The following is a 26,887-nucleotide window of genomic DNA, read 5'->3' as shown; positions in this document are numbered from 1 at the left end:
AGGGCGTTCTGGACCGAAATCGGCTGAATATGGCCGCCGTCGTACGTGATCGTTGCGATCGGCTGACCGCGGCTGTTTTTCGCGGTTAGCGGGTGATGGTAAACGGGGTCATAAACCGTGTCGGTGGACGTAAAGTTATCGTAGACGTCCGCGCCATCTACAAGATGTCCCACAACTTCGGTGCGCGTGATCCTGGAATTATTGGGAGGGGGAACAGGCGGCTCAAAAGGCAACGTGTAGCCGCCGCCTCCGGCCGGAGGGTTGTACGCTCCGCTTCCGTCGTCGTAGAAAAACCTCCGGGTAAGGATCGGGGTCGCTTCGTCGGAACCTCGGAACAGAGACATTTCCCCACGCAGGCCGATGATCCAATCGGCCGCATTGGAAATAAGATAAACTTTTGACACGCGCTGTTCCGAAAGAGGCGTAATTCCAGGCTCACCCACCGCGCGCGTCGTCACTGCAGTAATGAAACCGTCTACAGATTTCACGATTTCCCGGTCTACACGGTTGGTGAGCGACGGCTGGGCGGCGTTCGGCGTGGTCCCTTGAAAGACGGTATTTTCGCTTCGTGTCGCCGCATTTAAATACGGAATCGAGCAGTCGAGTTCATTGACGTTGTTGTCACAATCGCCGGGGGGATCGGCGAAGTTGACCGTGTAGTAATTCTTCTCCATGGAGTAGAGGTTTCCATCGGAGCCGTACGTTTCCGAAGAAGCGACGCGACCGGCCAGCGGCTTTGCCTGATGGAAGAGCGTCACCGACCGGATCCCGTCCGGGCCTCGCACTTCCACTTTTTGAAACCCTCGAAATTCCAGGTCGGTGGGATCAAAATAACCACCTTCATATTTGTAGTTCGTCGCCAGCGTATTCCCGTAGCCGTCGTCCAACGTGACCGATGTGACCACATACTTCGGCGATGCGAGTTCGGGATTGGCTTGATCCCCACCGCCGTTCGGAAGCCAGGTCGACGGCATATAGTCAAACGATATGGAACCTCCCGTCGGTGGCTTCACGCGAGACAGCAAACCGGGAAAGGAAGGTTTGGCGGGGTTTGATCCGGGCGCGTAGACCGACCTTTCGGACGTTCCGTTAATTCGTTTTAACGAATGCACGACCGTGGGGACGCCGGTTCCTTTCAGATCTACGTAGTGCGTTCCGTTGTTGAGCTGTTGAACCCACGTATAGGCGTTTCCGACCCAGATCGTGAGCGGTCGGGTCAAGTCGACCGGCGGCGTGCAGCGCTGACCCACCGGGCACGCCCGGAGATAGCCTCTCCCCTGGTGATACAGATAAATGTCCGTGTTTGTGACCAGGTCGGCGGCATTGTCGGCGTTCACGTCGGTCAAGATCGGCGTCAGCGCCTTCAAATGGGTGTATGAGCCTGCTGTGCCGCCAAAGTAGCAGTATCCGTTGTACCAGCTCACCCTTTCCTTTTCATTGAAGGCGATCTGCTTTTGAACCAACTCCGCGGAAAGCATGGAGTCGTATCGAAAACGATTGCCGGCGTTTACATATACCTGTGCGTAAAAATTTCTTACAGCGGAACCACAAAGTTCACCGAAGCCGTCGTACACACGGCTCGCATCGACCCATCCGAAGACGAGGTCCGTTAACCCGTCGCCGTTTACGTCGACGAGCCGCGGAGGGTATGGAGACGAGTTAGATGCGGGGGGAAGACCAAGGTTGCTGGAAGGCCAACTTTCCGTTCGGAATCCGGTGCCGCCGGCGCAGCGCTCGTTGATCAATACGGGTTTGGTCGTGCATGTTGAGCAAATCGTAGACCAAATGAGGTCCGGACATCGGTCGCCATTCATGTTTCCATACAAGGCCGAGGCCGCTCCATCGATAGCGTCCATACCGTCGCCGTCGATATCAATGGCACTAACGCCCGAATCAGTAGCGGTCTCAGAGTATGCGAGCCACGATGTGAAACTCATCGCTGGGCCCGGTTCCTGGGTACCAAGAACAACGGCACCGGTCGAAACATCGATCTTCGTATTCCTGCGCATCGTCCGGTTGTGAATCCACTCGCCGCCCGAGGTTTCTTTGACGCTTTCCCCCTGGACGAGATCGAGCAGAGCGTTCCGGTCGTTGTGCATGAAGCGAACGCCCCGATCGCGATGCCACCTTCGGCCGAACGTGTCGTCAAATTCTTCGACGAAGTCGTATCCGAGCGCATTGAACGCGGTCGTATCGGGGGTGCTCAGCGTCCATCCCTTGTCTCGGTCTGTATATTCAAAGACCCACCTTTGAAACAGCGACCCGTTTGTTCCGTACGATTCGACCCGCACAAGCTTCGACTCGGCCGAGTTCCATTTCGTCGCCCCCTCCACGACATCGTTTGCTTGGTAAAAGAGGCGGTACGACATGTACGGAACTGTTTTTCCACGGTCGGCGTAGGCCCTGATCCAGGCGACTCGCCGGTCCATTTCGATTTCCGATCCACTTCCATACATCTTCGCCGTGTTGTTCGGTCCGCGGACTTCCAGTTCGAAGTCGACGAGCCGCCCGCTGTCCAGGCCCTGGGGCCCCATCGTGTAAAGGATGCGGCTTAAATAAATGTCTCCCCCATCAGACGGATCCTTCGCAAGGTCCTCCGGTTCGGCGTTCCCTCGGGTGTATATGAATTTTATCGAATAGCCGTTCGCATTCGTCACACTCGCCGGAAGCCAGCTTCGGGTATTCAGGAAGTCGGTCGGCGCGGCCCCCGCGCGGGGAACCGGCACGGAAAACTCGGACACCGTTCCGTCGGGGGATGTGACCGTCCAACGATTGTTCGTCGTCGTGTCCCGCACGATCTTGACGAACTGTTCATCGGTCGTGACGAACTGATCGGTGTTTCCGTAGCTGTAATGATTCGTATCGGTTGCCTGCGTCAGCTCCGAGCCGTTCAGAAGAAATTCGTCCGTGCCGTCGAATCGGGCGATCGACTTCGATTTTCCCCTCCGGGTGATTTCGGGCACACCCAACGTCCAAAGCTGTCCGACCGATGATTTGAACGAGGCATCCGAGGAATAGGAAAGCCCCAGACGCGGCGTCATTTCATCGACGCCGGGAAGCACGGCGATGGAAACGCCGTATTTGGCCGTCCCCGTGAAAAGATCGGAATACGAACTTTTCGGCGAGCCACCGATCGCCGGTCCAGCTACGTTCTCGCCGTCGCCGTCGTCGTTCCCCAGCGTCTCTCCCGCGGCATACGCACGATTCGGTAGGGGAATAGGAAAGGCAAGCAGGCATGCCAAGAAAAGGCAGACTGAAGAACGCTGGGGGGGACGTCCGAGTCTCATAACTCACTCTAAAAGAGTTGAGTAACAGGTGCCCCATAATGCGATGCACAAAGGTTGTAAAGAAAAAAGTGCGTCGCGTTACGAAAGAGGAAGAGCTCCGACGAGCTCGGGCCCTATGCGCCGGATACTCTGGACTTATCTCGCACACCGCGATTTCCTACTTGCGGTTTATCAGCCACCGCGCGCCGGCGTTAGCCAAAATCTCCGAACATTTGAACGAATTCTTGACAAGGATATGACTGGCCTTGGTATGTGTGTTGCATCGTCCTTCGGCTTATTGAGCGGGGGTAACACAAATGCCTAGATATTCAGCAGTATCCGTATTGTTCGGGGCAGCGCTGTCCGGATATGCGATCTTATCGCCCCAACCCGGGATTTCGGAGAGCAGTTCATCCTGCCCTCCTGGGTACGACATCAGCTATCGTTATCCGGCTCAATGGGTCGACCTGGATCTCGTGGGATACGACTATCAAGGTGGAGGCCCGTGGAAATTGACCGTGAAGTTCGTTAGCGAATGGGTACCCGATTACCTCTCCATGGACTATGAACGACAGGTCGAGTTCGATAACGAAATCGACGCAAAATCGGCGTATCGAACGTATTTAGAATTATTATCTGGTGGGGGCGGTACGGTAATCATTTGTCACAGTGAAGAATACATGCCCGAGGTGGCCTTGCGCTTCAGCCGCGAAATTACTCCGCTCCGGCTTCCGAGAGACATTGTCGATCTTTTGAAAAACGGGGACTTCTTCGTCATCCACGGAAATGATCAGTGCGGCGTGAGAAAGGATGATCGCGACCGGGACCATTTATATTTATGGGTGACGTGCCGTCAGCCGGACGGAACGGAAATACTGGGATACAAACAGTGGACAATCGGCTCGGAGACTTCCCGTTCGTTTCAATCCGGCGATCGCGATCAGTACAAGAAAAAGCTGGACGAAGCTCTGGCTAAAGCTCGCCAAAAAAACCAAGTTGTTGTCATTGCGGAAATGGATGGTTCATTCCCGGAAGGGGACCTCGGTCCGTTCCAGATTGTCGAGTCCGAACAAGTCTTTTGGGACTCCATCACCGACCCCACGGCAGTGTCAAAACGGTACCCTCCGTCGCGACAGCGTCGCTTCAAAGACGATTTGGCCTTTTAAAGCGTTGGCGATACGGACTTCGTCAATTGGCATAGGATCGCCGGCAATCGAGACGTAGCTCAGCCTGCCTAGCCCAACTGCGCATGTTGGGTAAGGATGGGGCTCGCGGATGTTCAGTGGATGAATTCTTGAGCCTCTTCGATTGTGCGTCGGCTCCGCCATGCCCGCCGGTTGAGTGTGTCGAGGAGGCCGCCACCGAGGCCGTTTGTCAGGATAACCTCTGTAGCGTCCTCCAATAACTCGTCCTCATTATTTCCCCGCGGCGGACTCCCCGTCGACGCGTACTTTCTTCGTGTCAGAAGGAGGTATCTTCCCCCCAAGCCTGCGCTTCCAAGGCCTCCGCGAGCTCCCGTTTCCCGTCATTCAAAACGGGGGGACCGTGGGAGACGAGGAGCAGGTCGACGTCGAGTTTGAGAAGCGGACGAAACGACTTTCGAAAGTGCTTCCGGTAATTTTCCTGGCCCGCCGGAGTTTCGATTCCCCAGGATGCGGGAGCCACACGGACCCGATGGTTTGAAACGCCGATCAGCGAATCGCTGAAAACCAGGGCGCGGTAAGTCGGAATGTGAAATACAACCTCCGGATCGTCCAGACCTTCGATCAAAAACGGGCCCACGCCGTTCGGAAGCGCGTCCGCGTTTCCAAAAGTGTTTGTGACCGCGCACTTGAGCTTGTCCTTCGCCGTGTGCGGCGCCCAGATCGAACTCCCCCTGCGCTGCCGGTAGCGGTCGTATATCTCCTGGCTGCTGCGCGAGTGATATCGGTTGCCGATGAGAATCGCGACCGGGAGCCGGCTCCTTTCCGCATCGGCGTCCAGACTGTCCAGAAACCTCTCGCGTTCCTTGGGTCCTCCCGATGGGACCAAAGGGTCGATCAGAACGATCGCATCGGCCCCTTTGCCCGGAGGTTCGTAATAGACCGATCCCACCATTCGCCCCCACCCTCCCGGTTTGTCTTTTTCCGGCGTCCATTCGGGATGGGGCGCCTCCCATCGTCGCAGCCCTGGGCGGAGGTCAGTCATCGCCGAGGCTTTGGATCCACGCGATCCAGTCTGGAGGCCCGTTTTTCGTGGTACAAGTCATGGAAGAATCGGCAGGCTACCAGGCAATGAGGGTTTCCGGGAGAAATCAATTTGAAGCGCAACCAAAAACCGCTGGGCGCGTGGCATCTTTTGGCCTTGGGCAATGCTGAATTTCCCGCCGCTGGAATTTCTCGCGGCGCCCACGGTGCATATCCCGAATCAGTTCGAAAATATTCTTGAAGACACGGGGCCGGTCTGACCATTCCACGTCCGTGGACATGGCGAGAGTTTCCAGAAGGTACGCTCCTTGATCTGCTCTTGCGCATGTCAGGGCAAGCCGCGCCACAGGTCTTTATCGAATACCGGGCCCGGGTATTTCATCGGAATCCGCTGTCTATCAACAAATGCAACTGGTCTGCTCGGGTCCGAACTCGGTTCGTCGCCAGCCTTCGGTTCTTCTATACTGAACAGCGAAAGAAGAGACAGATCGCCGGAAGAACGGCCGGAGAAGCAGAGTTTAATTTTACTTGATCTCTCGAATCGACTTTGACACGCTGCATTTTTTGCAGGTAAGGGAGCGCCCATGAAAATTCTTCAGGCCATTGCTCTTTTCTTTCTCTTTCTCTCACTCGTCCTAGCGTCAGAGGCTCAGGCCACCGAACGGGCCAGAAGAAAAAAGGGATCTGGTGGAACGAGAACTCCCTGTGCGGGTTTTGTCTATCTGAAGGATGGCAAGTTCATGTTGGGGGCAAATCCGTACCGATTCAAGGGGGTGAATTTCCATTTTTCCATTGGCGGTAGAGTTCTCACCCGCCAAAACGACAAACCAAAAGACTGGGAATATTTCCTCACGCCGTATTCAAACTATTTTCCATCGAACAACGGAGTTTGCCGCGAACAACAGGTCTCGCCACCGCAGTGCTGCGACTCGCGGGAGTCGTGTCAGCAGCTGTTTGAACAGGAGCATGTGTTTCGTCTGAGCAATTTGGGAGTAAACAATGTGCGTCTGGTGGACATGGGAGTGAAGTTCGACAGCCAGGAGGTGCCCTACCTCCCCTGTGATCGGGTGTGGGACAGTTATTCGCAATCGGACTGGGATCAGTTAACGCAACAAGAGAGGGATGATCATTATCAGTGCCGAATTGAACTCTCCACTCCAGAAGGATTACAGACCGCGATCGGCATCCTTCGACGAGGGATCGATACGCTCGGTTTTCGGGGAATTCGGAGTATCCTGCTTACGGGAGACCGAGCGGGGATCTGGAAAAATCTAAACCTTCGGTCCCAATACCTGAGCCTCCTTTCCCAATTTGCCGCGGCTTTCAAGACTGACCCATTTCTAATCGCATACGATCCATACAATGAGCCTCTTTGGAACCCGGTGCCTGACTTTTTCATTCCCGCCACCGACCCGGCCAGCTACGCGTCGCTCTGCGACTACGGTGACCTTTTTTGCAAAAACGCCGCCCAAGTTGTCTCGAAACAGTGGTTCGATGCTCTGACAGGCCCTTCCAACGACCCGAATCACTTGGTTACCATCGGCGTGGGGGATTCCGGGTCGCTCGCGACGTGGGACCCTTACATGCTTTATGACCATTTTACGTCCTATCACATTTATCCTCCCTCTCCTTGGGACGGGGGCGAGGTGATCCATGGAAGCCGAATGGTGGCGAATGACCTGTACGCGGCTTCCTTGGGAGCCTGTGGCGAAAAGTGTCCGTTCGTGGGTGAGTTTGATGGAGCCAACTGTTTCGTGGGGGCCGGCCCTTTGACCAGCGAAGGATTTATTTGGCGCGACGGCTTTTATTATCATCCGCTTCCGGGAGCCGATCCTTGCCCGATTGGATACTACGAAGGCCCAGACTGCAAGGTCGGTCTCTTCGAGCTCGGACGCGATACCCCCTTCATTCTTCAGCAACCCTTCTTTTATGTCGAGCCGAGCAGCGGACAGTGCCCCGCTGGAACTACGTTCGACGGAGCCAACTGCCAGGTGGCCGTGGGCCCTCCGGGAGTGACCGGATTCATCTTCACGGCCAACGGCGTTCAGAATTTTTATTACACCTACATCGATCCGAATGGGGAGCGGTGTCAGCCTCCGGCGTACGATGATGGCGCCAACTGCCTGATTGCGGCTGTCCCTGTCGGATACAACCCATTCATTGTGTATCGCCCGCTTTATTACGTGAAGGCTACCCGGTGCGGCCCCAAAAAGCCGGTGATCTTGGGCGAAACCGGCTTCACGACATTTCCGAACGGAACCGACCTCGATCCCGCCAACTACACCTTTCCGCCCCAACGATGGCAACAGTACCAAGACGACTGTGATCCGCTGAATTCTCCGAGCACCCCGGGTGGTACAGAGGACGAACAGATCGAATACCTTTTTGGGAACTCTTCAATCAATTGGCCGGGCGTCTTTCCGTACACGCATCTGTGCGGCTTACAGGGCCTTCAGTGGTGGCTCTTCGGGTCCCTCCACTGGGGTGATTGCGCAGGAGATCAGTTTGGACTGCACGCCTTCTGGTACGCAAAAATGACAACAACCACTGACCCGAATCTTTTGGTGCGGCGACCTATCGCCGACCGTTTCCAATCAGAACTCAATTATCTAACTCCATTGCCCGCCGGACAGAAATGCGCCCGGCCATCCGATTTTTCTCGTTCGGTCGATCGTCAGACAGGGACATCCAACTACCGTTATCATGGAAGAGCGCTCAAAGCGGGGATTCCGGCACCCAACGTTTTGATCTCTGTTTGGGAGCTGCTCCCCGACAACTCCTGGCGAGCCCATCAGCTTCATACCAACTCGGACGGAGAGTTTGCTCTCAATGTTGAAGAATGCCTGGTAGAAGCCCGGGCCGCCGACTTCGGTTATGATAGCCCTCCGCAATGGGTCATCACGCAGTGCCCTGGACCGCCCACTGGTTCGCTCCAGCATGTTTATCTCAGTGATATCGACATGGTGCAGATGCCTAAACTTGTTTATCCTGCCACTGATCTTCAAACGCCGAGCACTCCGAAACGCGCTTGTTATTCTAGTGGCGTCTGGATCTTGCAGTGAGGTTTACGCCGCACCCGACCCCACTACAACTCATACGGGCCAAAGCGGCGATGACTCCTCGATCAGTACTTTTTTGACTTCACGGGGACCCCCGGTCGCATCTCTTGCTTTTTGCTACGCTTGCAAGAAACGGCGAATGCTGATGCAGCTTGGAAAAGCGTTTCTCGCCAGATGGTCAAACGACATCGCCACGCGATTCGATATCGTGACGGTTGCTAAGCACCACGGTGCGACGGATCTGGATCAGTTCGAAAATGTTCTCGAAGACACGGGGCCGGTCTGACCGAACTGGACTAAGTCAGCTGCCGGAGCAATCGCTTCAGGGACTTTGTGAGTATCGTAAGGCCTTGCTGGACTGTGGCCCAAACGATATCAATATCGACATCATGGGCTCCGTGAATGAACCGGCCCGGTGGCTAATGCAGGTTCAAAATGCGGAGCGAAGTCGTTATTTTCGGCGCGGACCCAGCCGGCCTGACTCGGACAAGACCCGCTCGGCCACGGCATAAAGATTCGGGCGGGTTTCTTTAGTAAGTTCCGCTTTTAGTTTCTCGTCTTTCTGACAATACATCATCACGTCGACCGCCAGTTTCGCTTCGATGATTTCCGCCAGCTCGTGCAAATGCCGGCGGAGCCGCTCACCGGAGGCCATTCCTTTTTTCCGGAGTTCGGCCCGATGGCTTTCAATGGCGCGCCATACCGCATCCACACCTTCCCCGGAACGCCCCTCGGTCAAAACGATCGGAGGCGTCCACCCGTCCGCGTTCGGCTTGAGCGAAAGCATCGATCCGATGTCCGAGACGACCCGCACGGCACCGTCGAGATCCTTCTTGTTCACGACGAAGACGTCGGCGATTTCCAAAATACCGGCCTTGAGCGTTTGAACCGAGTCGCCGGATTCCGGACCGAGGACAACGACGACCGTATCGACGATATCGACAATGTCGATTTCACTCTGTCCCGCCCCCACCGTCTCGACCAAAATGACGTCCACGCCGAACGCATCCAACACCTGCACCACGGCGCGCGTTGAAAAAGAAATGCCTCCGCTTCGCCCCCGGCTGCTGACGCTCCGAATAAAGACGTCGGAGTCGCTCGCGTGGCGCTGCATGCGAATGCGATCGCCCAAAACCGCTCCGCCCGAAAACGGGCTGCTCGGATCGATCGCCACGACTCCCACTTTCTTTTTGTTCCCGCGCAGCGTCGAGATCAACTGATCGATCAGCGTGCTCTTGCCGGCGCCGGCGGAGCCGGTAATCCCGACGACGAAAGCTCGGCCCGTTTGCGGCCAGATCTTTTGAAGGAGTTCAAACGCGCGTTCGTCGCGATCCTCCACATAGCTCAGAAGGCGCGAGAGGGCGCGACGGTCCCCCTGCTTCATGCTCTCGATCAAATCTTTCAAACGATCGATCCCAGCTTTCGAAGAAGCGTCAAGCCGTCCGTGTTGCCGAGGGCTTCATCGGAACAGCGTTCCGGATGGGGCATCAGGCCGAAGACGTTTCCGCGTTCGTTCGTAATTCCGGCGATGGCCGCGGCCGAACCGTTGGCGTTGAATCGGTCCTCTTCTTCGCCTTTCGGTCCGACGTATCGAAGTGCAATCTGATTCCGGGTGCGTAAACTTCCGAGAGTCGCGTCATCCGCATCGTACCGACCTTCCGAATGAGCGATCGGAAGCCGCAAGACCTTTCCCTTCATGCCGTCATCGAAGAAGGGGGCCTTGGTCGATTCGATCCGGACGTGGACATCTTCGCACTGAAACTGGAGGCTCCGGTTTTTCATCAAAGCGCCCGGAAGATAACCGGCTTCCACGAGCGTCTGAAAACCGTTGCAGATGCCGAGCACCCATCCGCCACGATCGATGAAAGGACCCAGGCTCGAAACCGCCGGTGAAATTTTGGCGAGCGCGCCGGCCCGCAAGTAATCGCCATACGAAAACCCCCCGGGCAGAATGACGGCTTTATATTCATCCCGGATCGGCTCGTCGTGCCAATGGTAGGTGACTGATTTTCCTAAGATATCTTTGACGACATAGAAGGCGTCCCGATCGCAGTTGGAGCCGGGGAAAATAACGACGGCGATCTTGGCCATAGGGGCCGCCAATCTATTTGAACGGCAAAAAAGTTCAACTAACCCTGATTCCGCATCGGTTATGATAGCGCTTTTAGACCAAGGAAACCATTGACCGTCGTCCGGAACAACGAGATCGTCAGCGAATGCAAGTGATCGGCTTAACCGGCGGCGTAGCGTGCGGGAAGAGCACGGTGGCACGCCGATTTGAGGAACTTGGATTTCCGGTGATCGACACCGACGCGATCGCCCGCCGCCTCCTCGAACAGGATCGTTCAATTGAAGACCAAGTGCGCAGGGCATTCGGCACGCTGGAACGGGCCGAGCTCCGGTCGCTCATCTTTGCCGACGAGCAAAAGCGCGAAGCCTTGGAAAAAATTCTCCATCCCGCCATTGGAAAAGAGGTGGACCGAGAGCTTCGGGCGCTCAAAACAAAGAAACCGGCCCCAGGAGCCGTGATCCTCGTGGTTCCCCTTCTTTACGAAGAGGAATGGGACAAGCGAGTGGATGAAGTCATCGCCGTCGTCAGCACAGAGGCAAAGCAGGTGGAGCGCTTGGTCAACCGGGATAAAATCGATCCGGCGTTGGCGCGCCGGATGATCGCCAGCCAAATTTCGAACGAGGAGAAGGCCCGGCGCGCCGATTATATTCTGCGAAACGACCGAGACTTAAATGCGCTTCAAAACAGCATCGACTCACTAGCCAAAAAACTGTCGGCGATTAATTGACCTCGATTTCCGGAACGTTCGAGAACGGCGGAGGGGTCGACAACGATTATGATCGGAGTCCCTCGGCCGGCAAGGTCTCCGTCGGCGATTCAGAGAGATCCATTGACTTTCGTCGCTTCAAGCGAATGATTAACTCTTCTAATGTAGGTCGTTCAACACTCCTCTGGATTACACGCAGAATATAGTCCGACAAGGACATCCCCGCGAGCGCGGCTCGAGCTTTGAGTTCCCGATGGAGAGCACCCGGCAAATTCCTCACTTGAACCATGCGTTTCATGCAACTATGACATTCACATATGAACGACATGTCAACATGCACATCACACCGACAACCCTCAGGTTAATCAGAAGCGGGGAAATGTTTTTTTTGTTTTTTAGGAGGCCGAAAAGATCAGTGAATGATTTTCTCCTGATCCTCGCTCCCTTCCAAGAGCTGGAAGTAGCCGAAAATCATGGCGTGTTGAATCTCGGCGGGAAGCGAGCTGATGTAATTTCTCTTCTCTTCGAACGTCGAGAGCTGAAACGTGTGATTGAGAGCGTTGTTGATCTCGTCCAGCTTTTCCTGGAACATCTTCTTTAAATCCTCCGGATTTTTCGTGAACGCGTCTCGAATCGTTTCCGGATTGAAAAGAAGGTGATTCCCTTTTCGTCCTTCCGAAAGGATGAAATGAAACTTCGCGATCTCGTGCAGTGTTTGTTCCATCGACATGAATCGGTCCCCTAGGCTCCTCTCTGATTTGAATATAGACCCTCACGGTCGGGCGTCAAGCCGGGGCGGCGCTTTCGACAATAAAGATAACAACTTATACAGAATTCCCTTCATCTCGGCGCGCGAGATGATGCGATCGAGCATGCCGTGGGCCAGCAGAAACTCGGACTTCTGAAAGCCTTCCGGCAGCGTCTCCTTGATCGTCTGTTGGATTACGCGAGGACCGGCGAATCCGATCAGGGCATTCGGCTCCGCCAGGATGACGTCCCCCAACATGGCACAAGACGCGGCCACTCCGCCGGTCGTCGGATCGGTGAGAAGCGCCGCATAGGGAATTCCTTGCTTTCGCAGCCGACCCAACGCCGCGGTCGACTTCGCCATCTGCATGAGCGATAGAATTCCCTCTTGCATTCTCGCCCCGCCGCTGCTGGTGATCACCAAACAGGGTTTGCGTTCCAGAGCGGCCAGTTCGAACGTCCGAGTCAGCTTCTCGCCGACCACGGAACCCATGCTTCCGCCCATGTATTCGAAGACGAACGAGCCGACGACGATGGGAAGTTCGTGAATCAAGCCCCGGCCATAGACGAACGCTTCCTTCGCCGGAAGCGTCTTTTCCAACGCTTTAATCCGGTCGCGGTACCGTTTATGGTCCTTGAAATCGAGCGGATCGGTCGGCTCCATGTCGGCGTCCAGCTCCTCGAAGCTTCCCGGCTCGAGAATGACATTCAGCCGATCGCTCGATTTCATCCGAAAGTGGTATTGGCACTTCGGGCAGACCGAGAGATTTTTGTTGATGTCGTCCTGAAGAAGAATCTCCGAACAGCCCGGGCATTTCGCCCACAACCCTTCCGGGAAGCTCGATTTTTGATCGGAGGAAGTGGAAATCTTGGGGGCTTTGAGTTTATCGATCCAGGACATACTGCTTCCGGGCCGTTAGAAGTTGATCGTCATGCCGGCTTCTAGAATGCGAAGCCGGGGCTCGTCAAGTCCTTCCAATTCGCGCACCGTCTCTTCGCGGTACGGCGACTTAATATGATAGACGAAGATCGGACAATCGATGCCCGAAAACTTTTTTACCTCTTGGCTCATGGTCGCCGGGGTATGGTGGCCGCTGACGTCCGCCACTTTCTGAAGCCGATTGGGAAACGAGGTCTCCAAGAGGATCCCCTTGATCTCCTTCCCTCTTCGGTTCACTTCTTTCCATAAATCCTCGGTCGGACCGGTATCCCCCGAGTAAACGATCGTCCCCGTAGCGGACTTAAAAAGAAAACCAACGCAGCCCCCGGGATGATTGACGGGCACGCTCGTCACTTCGACGCCATCCAAACGGAGAGGCTTGCCCGGTTCAAAGGTTTCGTACTTCAGAACCGAATTCGAAACGGTGGGCAGAATCGAAAAATCGGGCCAAATTTCGTTGTTGAGAAGATGCTCATTCAACTTGCGGATCGTGTCTGGCGTCCCGCGGACGGTCACCGGTGAATGGATACGCGAAAAAATATTCTCGGAAAAGAACGCGACGTCTTTCGTATGATCCAGATGGGCGTGGCTTAAGAGTACATCCGTGATCTTGGTCTGTTCGTGGATCGTCAATCGTGACGCCGCCGATCCCATGTCGACTAGAATCTTTTCCCCGGCCAAGAAGCTGCACGGATGATTCCGATCCGATTCACTCCCCGAACATCCGAGCACGCGAAAAATCATCGGCACCCCTCCGTGTCGAGACTCTCGGATGCCTCTGTTCTATTTACCGGTTTCATGAACCCGTTGAATATTCGCGCCGACCGCGCGCAGCTTGTGATCCATATTCTCATAACCCCGATCCAAATGGTAGATTCGAAGCAGTTCCGTCGTCCCTTCCGCCGCCAATCCGGCCAAAACCAAACTCGCACTGGCTCGAAGGTCGGTCGCCATCAACGAAGCGCCCGTAAGTTTTTCCACGCCCGCGATCGTCACCGAGGACCCCTGGATTTTGAGGTTCGCTCCCATTCGGGTCAGTTCCGCGACATGCATGAATCGGTTTTCAAAAATGGTTTCTGTGACGACGCTTACCCCCTTCGCGAGAGAGAGTAGGGTCACGAACTGGGCTTGCATGTCGGTCGGGAATCCGGGATGCGGAGCCGTTGCAATGTCCGTCGGCTGGATCGGCTTTCGTCCCCGGACCCGAATCCCGCTTGAATCGTACGAGATTTCCGCGCCGGTCTCACGGAGCTTGTCCAAGACTGCGGGGAGATCGGACGCGCGGGCGCCGCGAAGGAACAGATCGCCGTATGTAATCGCTCCGGCCACGAGGTAGGTTCCGGTTTCGATACGATCCGGAATCATCGTGACGTCGAAACCTCCCAACTCTTTTCTTCCTTCGATATGGATCGTTTCACTCCCGTCTCCGTTCACGCGAACGCCCATCTGTCGAAGGGCATCCGCCACGGCGGCGATTTCCGGCTCACGCGCGCAGTTGCGAAGCGTGGTTTTTCCCTCCGCGAACGCGGCCGCCATCATCGCGTTCACCGTGCCGGTCACGGTCACGGAATCAAAAAGAAAATCGACGCCCCGAAGCCGTTTGGCTTTCGCTTCCACGTATCCCTCGGCCAGATGGACCTCCGCGCCGAGCGCCTCGAACGCTTTGAGATGCAGATTGATCGGCCGAACGCCGATGGCGCATCCGCCCGGCATCGACACTCGGGCGTGTCCGAAGCGTCCCAACAACGGGCCCAGAAGAAGAACCGACGCGCGCATCTTTCGGACATAATCGTACGGCGCTTCGTCGTTCGTCAGCGATGCCGCCTGCGCTTCGAAAACTCCGTCGCCGAAATTGACCCGAACACCGAGCACACGAAGAACTTCCGCCATGGTATCAACGTCCTTCACCGACGGAAGATTTCGTAGGCGGCACGGCTTCGCCGTCAGAAGCGTGGCGGCGAGCAACGGCAGCGCGGCGTTTTTTGCGCCGCTGATCGGGATTTCTCCCGATAACCGTTTCGAACCTTCGATCCGTATCCGATCCAAAGCCACTTCAGCTCCCCTTCGACGCCACGGCCACGCGGGGAATGTCGGCGTAATCCTTGCGCATGTTCCGCAAAGAATAGCCGTACCGGGTCAGGAGATCAGCCACTTTCTTTTCCTGGCCGATCCCGATTTCGAGAACGACACTCCCTCCGGCCCGAACGCGCGATCGGCCCTGATCCAAAAGGGGCTCGATCCATCGAAGACCGTCAGCTCCTCCGTCTAAGGCCGTCGCCGGCTCAAAGTCACGAACATCTTTTGGAAGTTGCGCCACGTCTTCCGACGTAACATACGGAAGATTGGCAACCAGGAGATCAAAGGGACCTGGAACTTCTCTCAGAAGATCACCTCGGATAAATGCGATGTCGACGCCATGTTGAAGTGCGTTGGCGCGCGCGACGTCCAGCGCCTCCGCGTTTGCATCGACGGCGGTGACCGCGATCTCCGGGCGGTTTTTTTTGATTGCGACGGCGATGGCTCCCGATCCCGTTCCCACATCACAAACCGAAACGGTCGGAACCGCGGGGAGCGAATCGATCACGGCGAGAGCCTCGTCGACCAGCAGCTCGGTCTCCGGCCGGGGGATGAGCACGCGCCGGTCGACGGAAAATCGAAGGGAGTAAAATTCCTTTTCCCCCGTCAAATAGGCGGTCGGCTCTCCTTTGCCTCTCCTCGAAACAAGATCGAGGTAGGCGGCCTTGCAAGCGGCCGGAAAAGGTTGATCGTAACGAAGATAAAGGTCGATCCGTCCGACGGACAGGGCATGGGCCAAAATCACTTCGGCGGAAAGACGCGCGTCCGACACACCGTTTCGCTCGAGCTCCCGGACACCCCATTGAAGGGCGACCAAAATCGTGCCCCTCGATTCAGTTCCGGGAGGAGGCGGTAAGCTGGGATCCGGCATTCTTAAGGTTCTCGGCCTGAAAATAAAGTCGAAGAGCGGCTACGATCTCGTCCAGATCCCCCTCCATGATCGAATCGAGGCGGTAAAGCGTCAGGCCGATCCGGTGATCCGTAAGACGATTTTGCGGAAAATTATACGTCCGGATTCGTTCGCTCCGGTCGCCCGTTCCGACCATCGACCGGCGCGCGGAAGCGATTTCAGCCTGACGTTTGGCTTCCTCTCTTTCCATCAAGCGCGCGCGCAGCACACGGAGCGCCTTGGCCTTGTTCTTATGCTGTGATTTTTCGTCCTGGCAGACGACCACCAATCCGGTCGGAATGTGCGTGACCCGCACGGCGGAATCGGTGGTGTTCACGCTCTGTCCGCCGGGGCCGCTGGCCCGCATGACGTCGAATTGAAGTTCCTTTTCGTCGATTTTGAGATCGATCTCCTCGGCTTCCGGGAGCACTGCAACCGTGACCGCGGACGTATGAATTCGACCGGAGCCTTCGGTGGCGGGAACTCTTTGAACGCGATGAACCCCTCCTTCATATTTAAGTTGGCTGTAGACGTTTTTCCCTTCCAAGAGAATGATCGCCTCTTTCAACCCCCCTAAACCGGTCTCACTCTTCGACATCATCTCCACTTTCCAACGGCGCCGTTCGGCGAAGCGGAGATAGAGCCGCATCAGTTCCGCCGCAAAGAGGGCGGCCTCTTCCCCCCCGGTGCCGGCGCGAATTTCGAGAAACACGTTTTTCTCGTCGTTGGGATCTTTGGGTATAAGAAGGAATCGGAGTTCTTCCGTGATCTTGGCTTTTCGTTCTTCCAGAACGGTCAGTTCTTGCTTCGCCATCGCCGCGATATCCGCGTCGTTGCTCTTGGCGATTTCACTCCCCTCGTCAATTTCCTGAACCGTCTTTTTGTACCGACGAAACGCCTCGACAATATCCGTCAGGCTGGCGTGCTCTTTTGAAAGTTTCTGAAACTCTTCTGCGCGGCCAATCACTTTCGGATCGGAGAGCCTCGAAGAGAGCTCATTGTAACGGCGCTCGACGTCATTCAGTTGGGCGAAATTGAACTCCCCGGACATGGGGATCTTTCAGTTACTTTTTCGACGCGGCGGGCGCGTTCTTGGCGTACTTCTTCCGGAACCGTTCAATTCGGCCGGCCGTGTCGACCAATTTTTGGGTCCCCGTGAAATACGGGTGACACTTGGAGCAGATTTCCACGTGTACGTTCTGTTTGGTGGAACGGGTGTGAATCACGTTGCCGCAAGCACACGTGATCGTCGTCTCGACGTACGCTGGATGAATTCCTTCTCGCATTTTCGTTTCCTTGAGTAGTTCTGCCTCGCTGCAAGGAGCGGGGCGTATAACACAGCTTTTCTCCGCACGCAACCGAGCCTGAGCGGTTTAAGGGGTCCTCGCGGGACAACAAAAGTCTAGCTATTCCCAGCACTTCGTGGAATGAAACCGTCTCAAAGTGCCGCACAAGAATCTCGCGACTCTCTTTCAAAACCGGACGTATTTGAACGCTGCCCGAGCCGGAATAAAGTACACGGTGGATGGGCGGGAAGCGTCTCTCAGCTGGCAGCAAGTCGGTACGGAGGTCAGAAACATTGGTAGGGCCCTTCTGGCAAGAGGCTTGAAGCCCGGCGATCGGGTCGGCATTTGGAGCCGGCTCCAACCCGAGGCGATTCTGGCCGAATTGGCGACCATCTCGCTGGGCGGGGTATCGATTGCCATTGACCCGGAGATCCCTTTCGAAACCGGTTTTCAACAGCTGCAACGCTCCGGCGCGCCGTATCTCTTCTTGGAAGGGAAAGAGTCCATCGAACAGACGATGAAACGTACGTCGGACCTCCAGTCCATGAAGGTGTTCGTGGCGCTCGGACAAAAAGACGCCCCTCACATCTCCGGAATTCCTTCGCTGTCGACGTTCAAGTCGGATGGCCGGGCGGTTCCGGCGGTTCAGTTTTACGATCGGCTTGAACAAGTCGGATCCGACAACGAGGCCTGTTGGATTTTTGGAAACGGCGGCCGGGAAAATTCTTCGGAGTTTCGCCTGACCCATGCTCAGATTCTCGCCAATTCGTTGTCGCTATCGGAGAGTTTGGCCTTGACCTCCGCCGACACCTGTCTTTCGCTCCTTCCTCTGAGCCACGCAACCGAAAGAACATTCGGGCTCTACGCGATGATTTGCTCCGGCGCGGCAATCGCTTTTTCCGAGCGACCCGAGGATATCGTGCCGGATCTGTCCCTGTTTCGTCCGAACCTTCTCCTTTGCCGGAACCGAACGCTCAGCCAGATCCATCATCATTTCCAAGAGCACTTCCGATCCGCGCTCCCCCCCATGCGTTATCTCTTTCAAAGCGCGGTGGCCGACGCTTCCACACCGACATTGGCCGGCCGATTTGTCTTTCCGCGGATTCGAAAAATGATGGGAGGCGAGATTCGGACCGTCGCCTACCCTCAGGAAGATGTCGATCCCAACGTTGCGGCATTCTTTCGGGCGATGGAAATAGACCTCCTTCCCTTTGAAACGGCACCGGACCTGCCCAACGTCATCGGATTGAAAGTTCGCCCTTTCAAAGGAAAGGAAAGGGCTACGAGCACCGCTCGAATCGGCTGATATAAATCAGCATTTAATCCGTAAATTCAATGAATTAGAAAATTTTACATGACTTTTTTCGCGTGGTAGTATTCGATCGACCGTAGCTAAGAGGGGGAACTTCGTGGCCGAACAAGCGAAAGAACAATCCGCGTCCTTCGCCGCTCAAGGAATCGAAACAGCCAAACTCTTCTGCAACGCCATCGTCGAAGAAGCTCCAGGAGTGCAGGCTCCCATCGACGGAGCCGGGCTTTGGATCGTCGACCGGGAGATGCGCGTTCTCTGGATGAACGACACGATGGAACGGATCTACGGAACCCAGAGTGAAATTCGGGGGAAACCCTGCTACTTCGGCTTCCGCGGCCTCACGGAAAAGTGCGCGGATTGCCTCCCGAGCAAGGCGTTCGAGACCGGAAATATCATCACCGGTTATATCTCGCGCACCATCAAGGACGGCTCCGAGCGTTTTTATCAGCTGGTGGAAGCCCCCCTCTTCGACGACAACAATGAGATATCCCGCGTCCTCGAAATCGTCTTGGACATCACCGAGAAGGCCCGCTTGGAAGAGTCGTTGCGCGACTCGGAACAGGAGTATCGGGCGCTTTTTGAGAACGCCGCCACGGCGGTCATGATGACCGGCGAAGACGGGATTATCCGAAAGGTGAATCCCCAATTCGAGGAACTCTCCGGCTTTCGAAAATGCGATCTTGAAGGCCGGGTCCACTACCTGAAATTCATTCATCCGATCGACCGCGAGATGGTGAGCACGTACCACCGCCTTCGACATCAAAACACGCCGTCGGTCCCCACGACGTATGAATTTCAATTCTTGAATCGCTGGGACGACGTCCGCCGCGTGCAGATTTCCATCAAAATGATCGCCAACACCGGATTTCAAATTGCTTCGATGATCGACATCACGGACAAGTGGAAACTGGAACAAGCGATTCGAGAAAAAGATCAGTTCTTGGCCAACATCCTCCGCCACTCGGTCGAAACCATTGTGGCGATGGATCCGTCCGGGACGATTCGAACTTGGAATCGGGGCGCCGAGCTGATGTTTGGGTATCGATCCCGGGAAATCGTCGGGCGGCGCTTCGTTACGCTTATCGCCCCCGAGTTTCGCCGGGGCCAAAAATACGCTCAGCTCACGAAAAAATTTCAGGAACAGGGCTTTCTGAGGGATGCGCTCGTCGAAGCGGTGACCAAAGAAGGCAGAAAACTCACGATCAATATAAGCCGCACGGCGATTCGAGACGAGTCCGGGAAGGACGTCGGCAGCTCCGCCGTGATCCGGGACGTGACCGAGACCAAGCGACTCGAACAGCGGATGATCCAACAGGAAAAGATGCTGGCATTGGGCGAACTCGCCGCCAGCCTGGCTCACGAGGTGAAAAATCCGCTTAACTCGATGGTGATCAATATGGAAGTGCTGAAAGGCCATTTGAATGATCTTCCGGAGCAGAAACGGGCATTACTGGATCGTTATTTCAACGTCGTGACCGCCGAAGTGGAGCGCGTCAACAAGGTCATGCGCGGCGTGTTGGATTTTGCGCGTCCGATCGAATCGCAATTCAGTCGCGTCGACATTCCGAGCGTGTTATCCCACGTCCTCGCGTTGGTCCAAGCGCAGGCCGAGAGAGAAAAAATCCAACTCAAGATTGACTTGGAAAAGAATCTGCCCGCCGTGGACGGAGCCCGGGACCATCTCACACAGGTTTTCTTGAACCTGTTTCTGAACGCGTTCCAGGCCATGCCGAAAGGTGGGGCGATCGCCGTCCGAGCCGAGCGAGAGGGGCAAAACCACGTCGCCGTCTCGGTGAGGGACACGGGAATCGGAATTCCGAAACCCAATTTGAAACGGATTTTTGACCTCTATTTTTCAACCAAAGAGAAAGGAAGCGGACTCGGCCTTCCGTTAGTCAAGAGACTGATAACGGCCCACGGCGGGAAGATCCGCGTAAAAAGCAAGGTGAATCATGGCAGCTCATTTACAGTTACACTCCCCATCCCCTGAAATCTTCCCTCGCCCGATCGCCAAAGGCGAGCGGGAAAAGGAAAAGAAACGGGTCTTGGTGGTGGACGATGAACCCTCGGCGCGCGTCGGTTTGGCCGAGTTGATCGAAAGCTGGGGCTTCGAAAGTGAGACCGCCGAAGACGGTCGCTCCGCTCTCGACAAGTTGCGCGCATTTCATCCTCACGTCGTGGTCTGCGACCTGGTCATGCCGCGCATGGATGGCCTGGCGTTTCTGAAGAGCGCCCGCTCGGACGAGACGATCGTGATCTTGCTGACGGCGCAAGGAACCATTGATTCCGCCGTCGAGGCCATCAAAGAGGGGGCTTATGACTACCTCACCAAACCGGTGGACATCGTTCGTCTCAAGAATCTTCTCGAACGCCTCAACGAAAAATTTGAAACCGAGGATGAGCTCAAACGGCTGCGGCGGGAACTTCGACAGCTGGGCTCGTTCGGACAACTGATCGGAACGACTCCAGCTATGCAGGAGCTGTTTCATCAGATTGAACTGACCGCCCCCAGCACGGCTTCCGTTCTGATTTCAGGAGCGAGTGGAACGGGAAAGGAGCTGGTGGCCCGAGCGATCCATCAAATGAGTCCGCGACGGCATGCGCCGTTTGTCCCGATCAACTGTTCCGCTATACCGGGCACGTTGCTGGAAACGGAAATCTTCGGGCATGAGAAAGGTGCGTTCACCGGAGCCATTAAGACGACCGAAGGATGTTTCGAGCTCGCCCACGGAGGGACCATCCTCTTGGACGAAATTGCCGCCATGGCGATGGATCTTCAGAGCAAACTCTTGCGCGTGCTGGAGAACGGAACATTCCGGCGGGTAGGGGGCCGTGAGGAATTGCACGCCAACGTGCGCGTCGTGGCGGCGTCTAACATTCATTTCGAAGATGCGATCGCTCAAGGAATGTTCCGAGAAGACCTCTACTACCGGCTCAACGTCTTTCACCTGGAACTTCCCGCGCTTAAGGACCGGGCCGGAGACATCCCTCTTTTGGCGCAAAACTTCCTCGATGAATACGCCGCGAAGAACGAACGGCCGGTCCGGAGTATTCATCCCGAAGCGATCCAGTTGTTGAAGAATTATTCCTGGCCCGGCAACGTACGGGAGTTGCGCAACATCATGGAGCGCGCTGTGATCATCTGCCGCGGAAAAACCATAACGGTGGAAGAGCTTCCGGAATCGGTTCGGCAACGGCAAGGGAGCGGGCCGTCCATGACGTTTCATCTCGGAACGTCCATCGGAGAAGTGGAGCGCCAGCTCATTTTGAATACGCTGAACATGACCGGCGGAAACAAGACGGAGACGGCACGCATTCTCGGAATCAGCTTGAAAACGCTGCACAACAAGCTCAACCGGTATCGCCGCAGGGAGCATGCGGCGACGCGCTTACCCAAGCGAGCGTAACTTTTACACCGTCAAGAATAAGGTAGGATCTCACAAGTCTTGAAAAACTCAGCGAAATGTATTTTTTACATGGACGGGATAATCGACGGTGTAGTTTTTACACCATTTTGGACCGCGCGGCGCGGCATCGCCAATCGTTTGGTCGACGAGTTTTGAATTCTGTTTTTAATTCGGCGTCTTAGACCAAATAATTTCGTGCGCTTGACTTGGCACATTAACTGCTCTAAACCAGCCCGCAGTTCGTCGGTTTGCGATTTTTTCTGGACCTAGGTGGAATCAGGGTTAGTGACTACCTCATTTCCCCCTACCAACGGTACTAACTCTACCCAAGGTTCCAGATCGGCATCGAGCCGAGCCAAGGTTCGGAAGATCGCAAATTGAGCACCTCGGGCGTGAGGCTATTCCCCCCCTTCAGGCCTCCCGTTTCGAGGTGCTTTTTTGTTCTCCATTTTTCTTTGGCTCGTAAGCGATTGACTATTCCGTGCAATATATTGCACAATAAGGCGTACGCTTGAAAATTTCACTTCGACGCAGGAAGGCCAAGTATGCAAATAACTTTCTTATGGATTTCAGAAAACTGAAGGATGCGGTTGGACAGGCGGCCGTTGTCGCGCGGGTCGAGCGTAAGGCGAGTGAACTGTGGAAGAGTGTGAAGGATTAAGGGAATAAGATGAAAAAACAAAAGCTTCGTGATTTTAACGATCTCGTGACCGAAGAATTGCGGGACCCAAAATTCGCGGCAGCTTATTTGAATGAGCATCTCGCCTACGAAGGACCCAAAGCACGTCAATTGTTGCTTCAGGCTCTGCAGAATATCGCCAAAGCCCAGGGCCTAAGTGCGCTTTCAAAACAATCGGGGATTAGCCGTAGGACTCTTTATTATGCCTTTTCGAAAGCAGGAAACCCCACTCTTGATACCTTCTTCGCGCTCTTGAAGTCGATCGGAGTAGGGATTCAATTCAATTCCCTTGGGCGCCCGAAGGTAGCCTAGATGATCTGGATCGTCCGGCGAGCGTAAACGATCGCGATCAGCCTATCCGCACGAGTTGAAGCCGCTCGACCCAGACCTCATCCACGACCCACTTCAAATGACGATACTGAGGATCTGAAAGATTTGGGTTCTTCTGGATGAGTTCAAAGGCTTCCCGCCGTGACACATTTGTGGCTGTAGGGGTCCCCCTAGCGCCAAGAGTATTTTTGCTGTAAACTGTCATTTAATGACAGTATCTAGAAATACATTGATCCACATCATCAAGCAAGCCCGCCTTTCGGAGATCCTCCGAGATCTGGACCTTGAACAGCTGATGACAGGTACGCCGGCTCGGCGATATAGCCTCGTAAAGCGCGCTCTGGCGAAGGGAGACCTTCTTCAGATTCGCCGAGGCCTCTATACGCTGAACGATCTCTACCGGACGGAGAAGATCCACCCGTTTGCCCTTGCGCAATGGATTTGTGGGCCGTCCTACATCAGTTTCGAATCTGCTCTTTCCTACTGGGAATTGATTCCGGAAGGCGTGCGCACGGTCACGAGTGGAACCTCCAGCCGATCGAGAGAATTCGACACTCCTCTGGGCCACTATTCCTTCACCCGCGTTCCCTTTTCTCCTCTTTACGCCGAAGTAACGAGAATCAAAGAAGGGAGTGAAGTTTTCTTTATGGCGAAACCGCTTCGCGCCATGGCGGATTATGTCTATGGTTCAAAGAAGGAATGGACAAAAGAAAGGCTGGCGGAATCACTTCGGATCGATGATATGCCGAAGATGGACAGAAAGGCCGCCGCGCTGATGCATCATCTGTACAACAATGGACGGGTCCGGCGATTCATCGATTCTTATTTGGAGTAATCGGATGAATATCGCTCTCATTCAGGACCGCTTGCGCGAATACGCCTGTGCGACAAGCTTGGAGGAAGAGTGCGCGACCAAGGAAATCGTGCAGGAGGTTTGTCTTGCGGCCCTCTCCCGCGCCGGCTTTTTTCGAAAAGCGGTGTTTCAAGGCGGCACGGCACTTCGCGTTCTTTATCAACTACCCCGTTTCTCGGAGGATTTGGATTTCATCCTGAAGGCGCCGGACCGAAAGTTTGTCATGGACAAGTTTCTGCGGAAGGTGGTCGAGGAATTGAACGATTACGGTTTCCGCTTCGAATTCCAGGATCGTTCGCGCGTCGATGAAAACGTCCGGAAAGCCTTTCTCAAAGACGATTCCTGGGCGAGCATCCTGACGTTTCAACATTTGGCTCCGCGCTCTACCCGGCCCAAGAAAATCCAGATCAAGATCGAGGTGGACACAAATCCTCCGGACGGGAGCGTCAGCGAAGGGCGAATTCTGGATTACCCCTTTCCCTTCACCATCGTCGTGCAAGATATGCCTTCGCTCTTGGCCGGCAAGAGCCACGCGTTGCTTTGCCGCCCTTTCATCAAGGGACGCGATTGGTACGACTTCCTCTGGTACGCAAGGAAACGGACTCAGCCGAATCTGACTTTTCTCAAAAACGCGCTCTATCAGACGGGCCCGTGGAAGGGGTTGAACGTAGATGTTACCAGCGATTGGTATTACGACTCCATGGAGAAAAGGATCGAAGCGATCGATTGGGATGAAGCCAAGCGCGACATTCGAAGGTTTCTGCGCGCGATCGAGATTCCCTCGATTGATTTATGGAACAGGAGCTTCTTTCAGCAACAGCTGACGAAAATGCGTCGGTCTTGAATCAACCCACGCGTACTAGCTGAAGTCGCTCGACCCAGACCTCATCCACGACCCACTTCAAATGACGAAACTGAGGATCTGAAAGACTCGGGTCCCTCTGGATAATCTCAAAGGCCTCCCGCCGTGCGGTTTCCAGGAGATCCAGGTCGCGCGGAAATACGGCCGCCGCGAATGTAGGGAAGCCGCTCTGCGCGACGCCGAAAAAATCGCCGGGGCCGCGCAATCGAAGATCCTCCTCGGCCAGTAAAAATCCATCGTGAACGCCGGCAAACGTCTGAAGGCGGTCGCGCGCCATTTGCGATATTCGGGAGGGGCGAACGAGGAGACACGCCGAACGTTCGGATCCCCGCCCCACCCTCCCGCGAAGCTGGTGAAGTTGGGAAAGTCCGAACCTTTCCGGATGCTCGATCACCATAACCGTCGCGTTCGCGACGTCGATGCCGACTTCGATGATCGTCGTGGAAACCAGGATATCGATCTCACCCCGGACGAACTTTCCCATCCACTCTTCTTTTTCCCGGCTATGCAGCTGGCCATGCACTAATCCCACGCGAAATTCGGGAAAGATTTCTTTCTGAAGAGTGACGGCCATCGTTGTGGCATCTTTGAGGTCGATTTGGTCGGACGGATCGACCAACGGATAGACGACGTAAGCTTGGCGCCCTTTTTTGATCTCGCCCCGAACCCACTCGTACACCTTTCCTCTATCTCGCTCGGAAAACAGTTTCGTCTCGATCGGCTTTCGCCCCTCCGGAAGTTCATTCAAAATCGATACGTCCAGGTCGCCATAGAGCGTGAGGGCGAGGGTCCGGGGAATCGGCGTGGCCGACATGACGAGGACATCCGGTTCCACGGCCTTGGCCCGGATTACCGCCCTTTGCCGCACGCCGAAACGATGCTGTTCATCCACCACGACAAAACCGAGCGCCGCGAATTGGACGTCCGATTCGAGCAGGGCGTGGGTTCCCACGACCAAATGCACTTTTCCGGCAGCCAAGTCGCCGATGATCGCGCGGCGCTCACCCGCCGACTGGCGCCCGATCAGCATCTCGACCCGAATGTCCGTCTTTTGGGCCCACGCCGAAAGCGTTCGGAAGTGCTGTTCCGCCAGAATTTCAGTGGGCGCCATGAACGCCACCTGGTAACCATGATCGATGGCCACCAGCGCAGCCAAGAAGGCCACGATCGTTTTCCCGCTTCCGACATCCCCCTGCAAAAGACGATTCATGGCCGACTCGGAAGCCATGTCTTTTCGAATCGCCTGCAATACTATTTTCTGCGCCCCGGTCAGTTCAAAGGGGAGCTCGTGCATCATCCGCTCAAATCGCGGGGACGGATTTCGAAACGCGATCCCAGGTTTACCTTTGAGAAGCCGTTTTCGAAGTCCCAGGGAAAAGGCGTAAAAGAAAAGTTCTTCAAACGCCAACGCGCGAGCGGCTTCGGTCCGATGGCCTTCCATCGGGATCCGGTCCGGGAGATGCATTTCCAGAATCGCTTTCCACGGCGCCAAAAGATCGTGCTTCCGGCAGATTTCGGTCGGAATCAGACAGGCGCGCTCCTCGCAAAAGCGCGTCACGGCGAAGTTCATGAACTTCCGAAGCGTTTTTTGATAGAGACCGCCGACTTCGCGATAAAGCGGGACGATCCGTCCGAAACTGATGGAATCGGGAGTGCCGCTATATACCTCGCATTCCGGATGATGCATTTCCACCTGATTGCGGTAGATGCGCACCTTTCCGCTGACGATCAGTTTCTGGCCGCGCTTGATCCGCTCTCCCATGGATGAAGCGACAAAATGAAACCACTTGAGCTTAAGCTGGCCGGTGCCGTCCTCCACGGCGGCTTCGTATACGCGCCGGCGCAGTCCCCTGTAAAACGCCACGCCGGCGAACGTCGCCTCCCCGACGACGACGGCGTTCTGACCCTCCTTGAGTTCGCCGATTTTGGTTGTGAACCGCCGGTCGTCGTAGCGGGTCGGGAAAAACGTCAAGAGATCGTCGATCGTCCGAATCCCCGCGCGATCCAATTTCGCCGCGACCGCCGGACCCACTCCCTTGACGTATTGAACATTTCCAGAAAGTTTCTTTCGCGCCTCTTTGATCCGTTCCAGCGATGGCAGAAGATGGTCCTCGGGCCGGAACGACCGACTGAATGTCCGCGAAGCTTTCGGCGCAATCAACCCCAGCGCCTGGACGATTCGCTTTCGTTTTTCCGGATCCTCGAGGACTTCGTATCC

22 protein-coding genes are annotated in these 26,887 nt (G+C 55.6%); 10 read left to right on the top strand and 12 right to left on the bottom strand.

The genetic code is table 11. The features are described 5' to 3' along the window. A partial coding sequence (locus VI895_08690; protein ID HLG19873.1) for a toxin TcdB middle/N-terminal domain-containing protein occupies positions 1-3,242 on the bottom strand: 3,242 nt, incomplete at its 3' end. 341 nt (positions 3,243-3,583) lie between these two features. Between VI895_08690 and VI895_08685 the strand changes: the two genes are divergently transcribed. Continuing rightward, positions 3,584-4,432 carry a hypothetical protein gene (locus VI895_08685; GenBank protein ID HLG19872.1) on the top strand — a complete coding sequence of 283 codons (849 nt, stop codon included), beginning with the start codon at positions 3,584-3,586 and terminating at the stop codon, positions 4,430-4,432. A gap of 295 nt (positions 4,433-4,727) precedes the next feature. On the opposite strand, the gene VI895_08680 is transcribed toward VI895_08685, so the two are convergent. Continuing rightward, entirely contained in the window at positions 4,728-5,453 is a 726-nt protein-coding gene (locus tag VI895_08680) for a hypothetical protein (protein HLG19871.1), read from the bottom strand. Positions 5,454-6,036: 583 nt separating this feature from the next. Here VI895_08680 and VI895_08675 point away from each other — a divergent pair. Together VI895_08675 and VI895_08670 are read left to right on the top strand one after the other, a co-directional pair. Continuing rightward, entirely contained in the window at positions 6,037-8,514 is a 2,478-nt protein-coding gene (locus VI895_08675) for a hypothetical protein (protein ID HLG19870.1), read from the top strand. Between the two features lie 136 nt (positions 8,515-8,650). After that, the gene (locus tag VI895_08670) at positions 8,651-8,797 is read left to right on the top strand and encodes a hypothetical protein (GenBank protein ID HLG19869.1); all 147 of its coding nucleotides are present in this window, start codon (positions 8,651-8,653) and stop codon (positions 8,795-8,797) included. 165 nt (positions 8,798-8,962) lie between these two features. Here the strand turns inward: VI895_08670 and meaB are convergent, their stop codons facing one another. Further along, positions 8,963-9,916: a methylmalonyl Co-A mutase-associated GTPase MeaB gene (meaB, locus tag VI895_08665; protein HLG19868.1), complete on the bottom strand. Its 954-nt coding sequence runs from the start codon at positions 9,914-9,916 to the stop codon at positions 8,963-8,965. Then, positions 9,913-10,602, bottom strand: coding sequence for a phosphoribosylformylglycinamidine synthase subunit PurQ (purQ, locus tag VI895_08660; protein HLG19867.1), 690 nt, complete (start codon positions 10,600-10,602; stop codon positions 9,913-9,915). The genes meaB and purQ overlap by 4 nt, the downstream gene beginning before the upstream one ends. Positions 10,603-10,727: 125 nt before the next feature. On the opposite strand from purQ, the gene coaE reads away from it, so the two are divergent. Beyond that, positions 10,728-11,309, top strand: coding sequence for a dephospho-CoA kinase (gene coaE, locus VI895_08655; protein ID HLG19866.1), 582 nt, complete (start codon positions 10,728-10,730; stop codon positions 11,307-11,309). 391 nt (positions 11,310-11,700) lie between these two features. Here coaE and VI895_08650 read toward each other — a convergent pair whose 3' ends face one another. From VI895_08650 to rpmE, 7 genes are read right to left on the bottom strand one after another with little or no spacing between them, the layout of a single operon-like run. Next, entirely contained in the window at positions 11,701-12,018 is a 318-nt protein-coding gene (locus VI895_08650) for a hypothetical protein (protein ID HLG19865.1), read from the bottom strand. Positions 12,019-12,060: 42 nt separating this feature from the next. Beyond that, positions 12,061-12,936 carry an acetyl-CoA carboxylase, carboxyltransferase subunit beta gene (gene accD, locus VI895_08645; protein HLG19864.1) on the bottom strand — a complete coding sequence of 292 codons (876 nt, stop codon included), beginning with the start codon at positions 12,934-12,936 and terminating at the stop codon, positions 12,061-12,063. A 15-nt stretch (positions 12,937-12,951) separates the two neighbouring features. Then, on the bottom strand, positions 12,952-13,719 hold the full coding sequence (locus tag VI895_08640; GenBank protein HLG19863.1) for a 3',5'-cyclic-nucleotide phosphodiesterase: 768 nt from the start codon (positions 13,717-13,719) through the stop codon (positions 12,952-12,954). A gap of 39 nt (positions 13,720-13,758) precedes the next feature. Beyond that, the gene (gene murA / locus VI895_08635) at positions 13,759-15,021 is read right to left on the bottom strand and encodes a UDP-N-acetylglucosamine 1-carboxyvinyltransferase (GenBank protein HLG19862.1); all 1,263 of its coding nucleotides are present in this window, start codon (positions 15,019-15,021) and stop codon (positions 13,759-13,761) included. Positions 15,022-15,028: 7 nt separating this feature from the next. After that, positions 15,029-15,868 carry a peptide chain release factor N(5)-glutamine methyltransferase gene (prmC, locus tag VI895_08630; GenBank protein ID HLG19861.1) on the bottom strand — a complete coding sequence of 280 codons (840 nt, stop codon included), beginning with the start codon at positions 15,866-15,868 and terminating at the stop codon, positions 15,029-15,031. 16 nt (positions 15,869-15,884) lie between these two features. After that, a complete protein-coding gene (prfA, locus tag VI895_08625; protein HLG19860.1) occupies positions 15,885-16,991 on the bottom strand; it encodes a peptide chain release factor 1 in 1,107 nt (368 codons plus the stop codon). Between the two features lie 13 nt (positions 16,992-17,004). Next, positions 17,005-17,226, bottom strand: coding sequence for a 50S ribosomal protein L31 (gene rpmE, locus VI895_08620; protein HLG19859.1), 222 nt, complete (start codon positions 17,224-17,226; stop codon positions 17,005-17,007). Positions 17,227-17,383: 157 nt separating this feature from the next. Between rpmE and VI895_08615 the strand changes: the two genes are divergently transcribed. The 6 genes from VI895_08615 to VI895_08590 all read left to right on the top strand — a co-directional run bounded on the left by VI895_08615 (position 17,384) and on the right by VI895_08590 (position 24,651). Next, entirely contained in the window at positions 17,384-18,532 is a 1,149-nt protein-coding gene (locus tag VI895_08615) for an AMP-binding protein (protein ID HLG19858.1), read from the top strand. Positions 18,533-18,635: 103 nt separating this feature from the next. After that, complete coding sequence (locus VI895_08610; GenBank protein ID HLG19857.1) at positions 18,636-20,528, top strand: PAS domain S-box protein; 1,893 nt, start codon at positions 18,636-18,638, stop codon at positions 20,526-20,528. Continuing rightward, the gene (locus VI895_08605) at positions 20,491-21,945 is read left to right on the top strand and encodes a sigma-54 dependent transcriptional regulator (GenBank protein HLG19856.1); all 1,455 of its coding nucleotides are present in this window, start codon (positions 20,491-20,493) and stop codon (positions 21,943-21,945) included. Before VI895_08610 ends, VI895_08605 begins: the two co-directional genes overlap by 38 nt. A 670-nt stretch (positions 21,946-22,615) precedes the next feature. Further along, on the top strand, positions 22,616-22,936 hold the full coding sequence (locus VI895_08600; protein ID HLG19855.1) for an addiction module antidote protein: 321 nt from the start codon (positions 22,616-22,618) through the stop codon (positions 22,934-22,936). A 226-nt stretch (positions 22,937-23,162) separates the two neighbouring features. Beyond that, entirely contained in the window at positions 23,163-23,789 is a 627-nt protein-coding gene (locus VI895_08595; GenBank protein HLG19854.1) for a hypothetical protein, read from the top strand. A gap of 4 nt (positions 23,790-23,793) precedes the next feature. Beyond that, positions 23,794-24,651, top strand: coding sequence for a nucleotidyl transferase AbiEii/AbiGii toxin family protein (locus tag VI895_08590; GenBank protein HLG19853.1), 858 nt, complete (start codon positions 23,794-23,796; stop codon positions 24,649-24,651). Position 24,652: 1 nt separating this feature from the next. On the opposite strand, the gene recG is transcribed toward VI895_08590, so the two are convergent. After that, on the bottom strand, positions 24,653-26,887 hold a 2,235-nt coding region (recG, locus tag VI895_08585; protein HLG19852.1), incomplete at its 5' end, for an ATP-dependent DNA helicase RecG.

The organism is Bdellovibrionota bacterium, assembly GCA_035292885.1.
GTDB lineage: Bacteria > Bdellovibrionota_G > JALEGL01 > JALEGL01 > DATDPG01 > DATDPG01.
The sequence above is the reverse complement of the archived record's forward strand: the minus strand, read 5'-3'. Positions and strand labels throughout refer to the sequence as shown.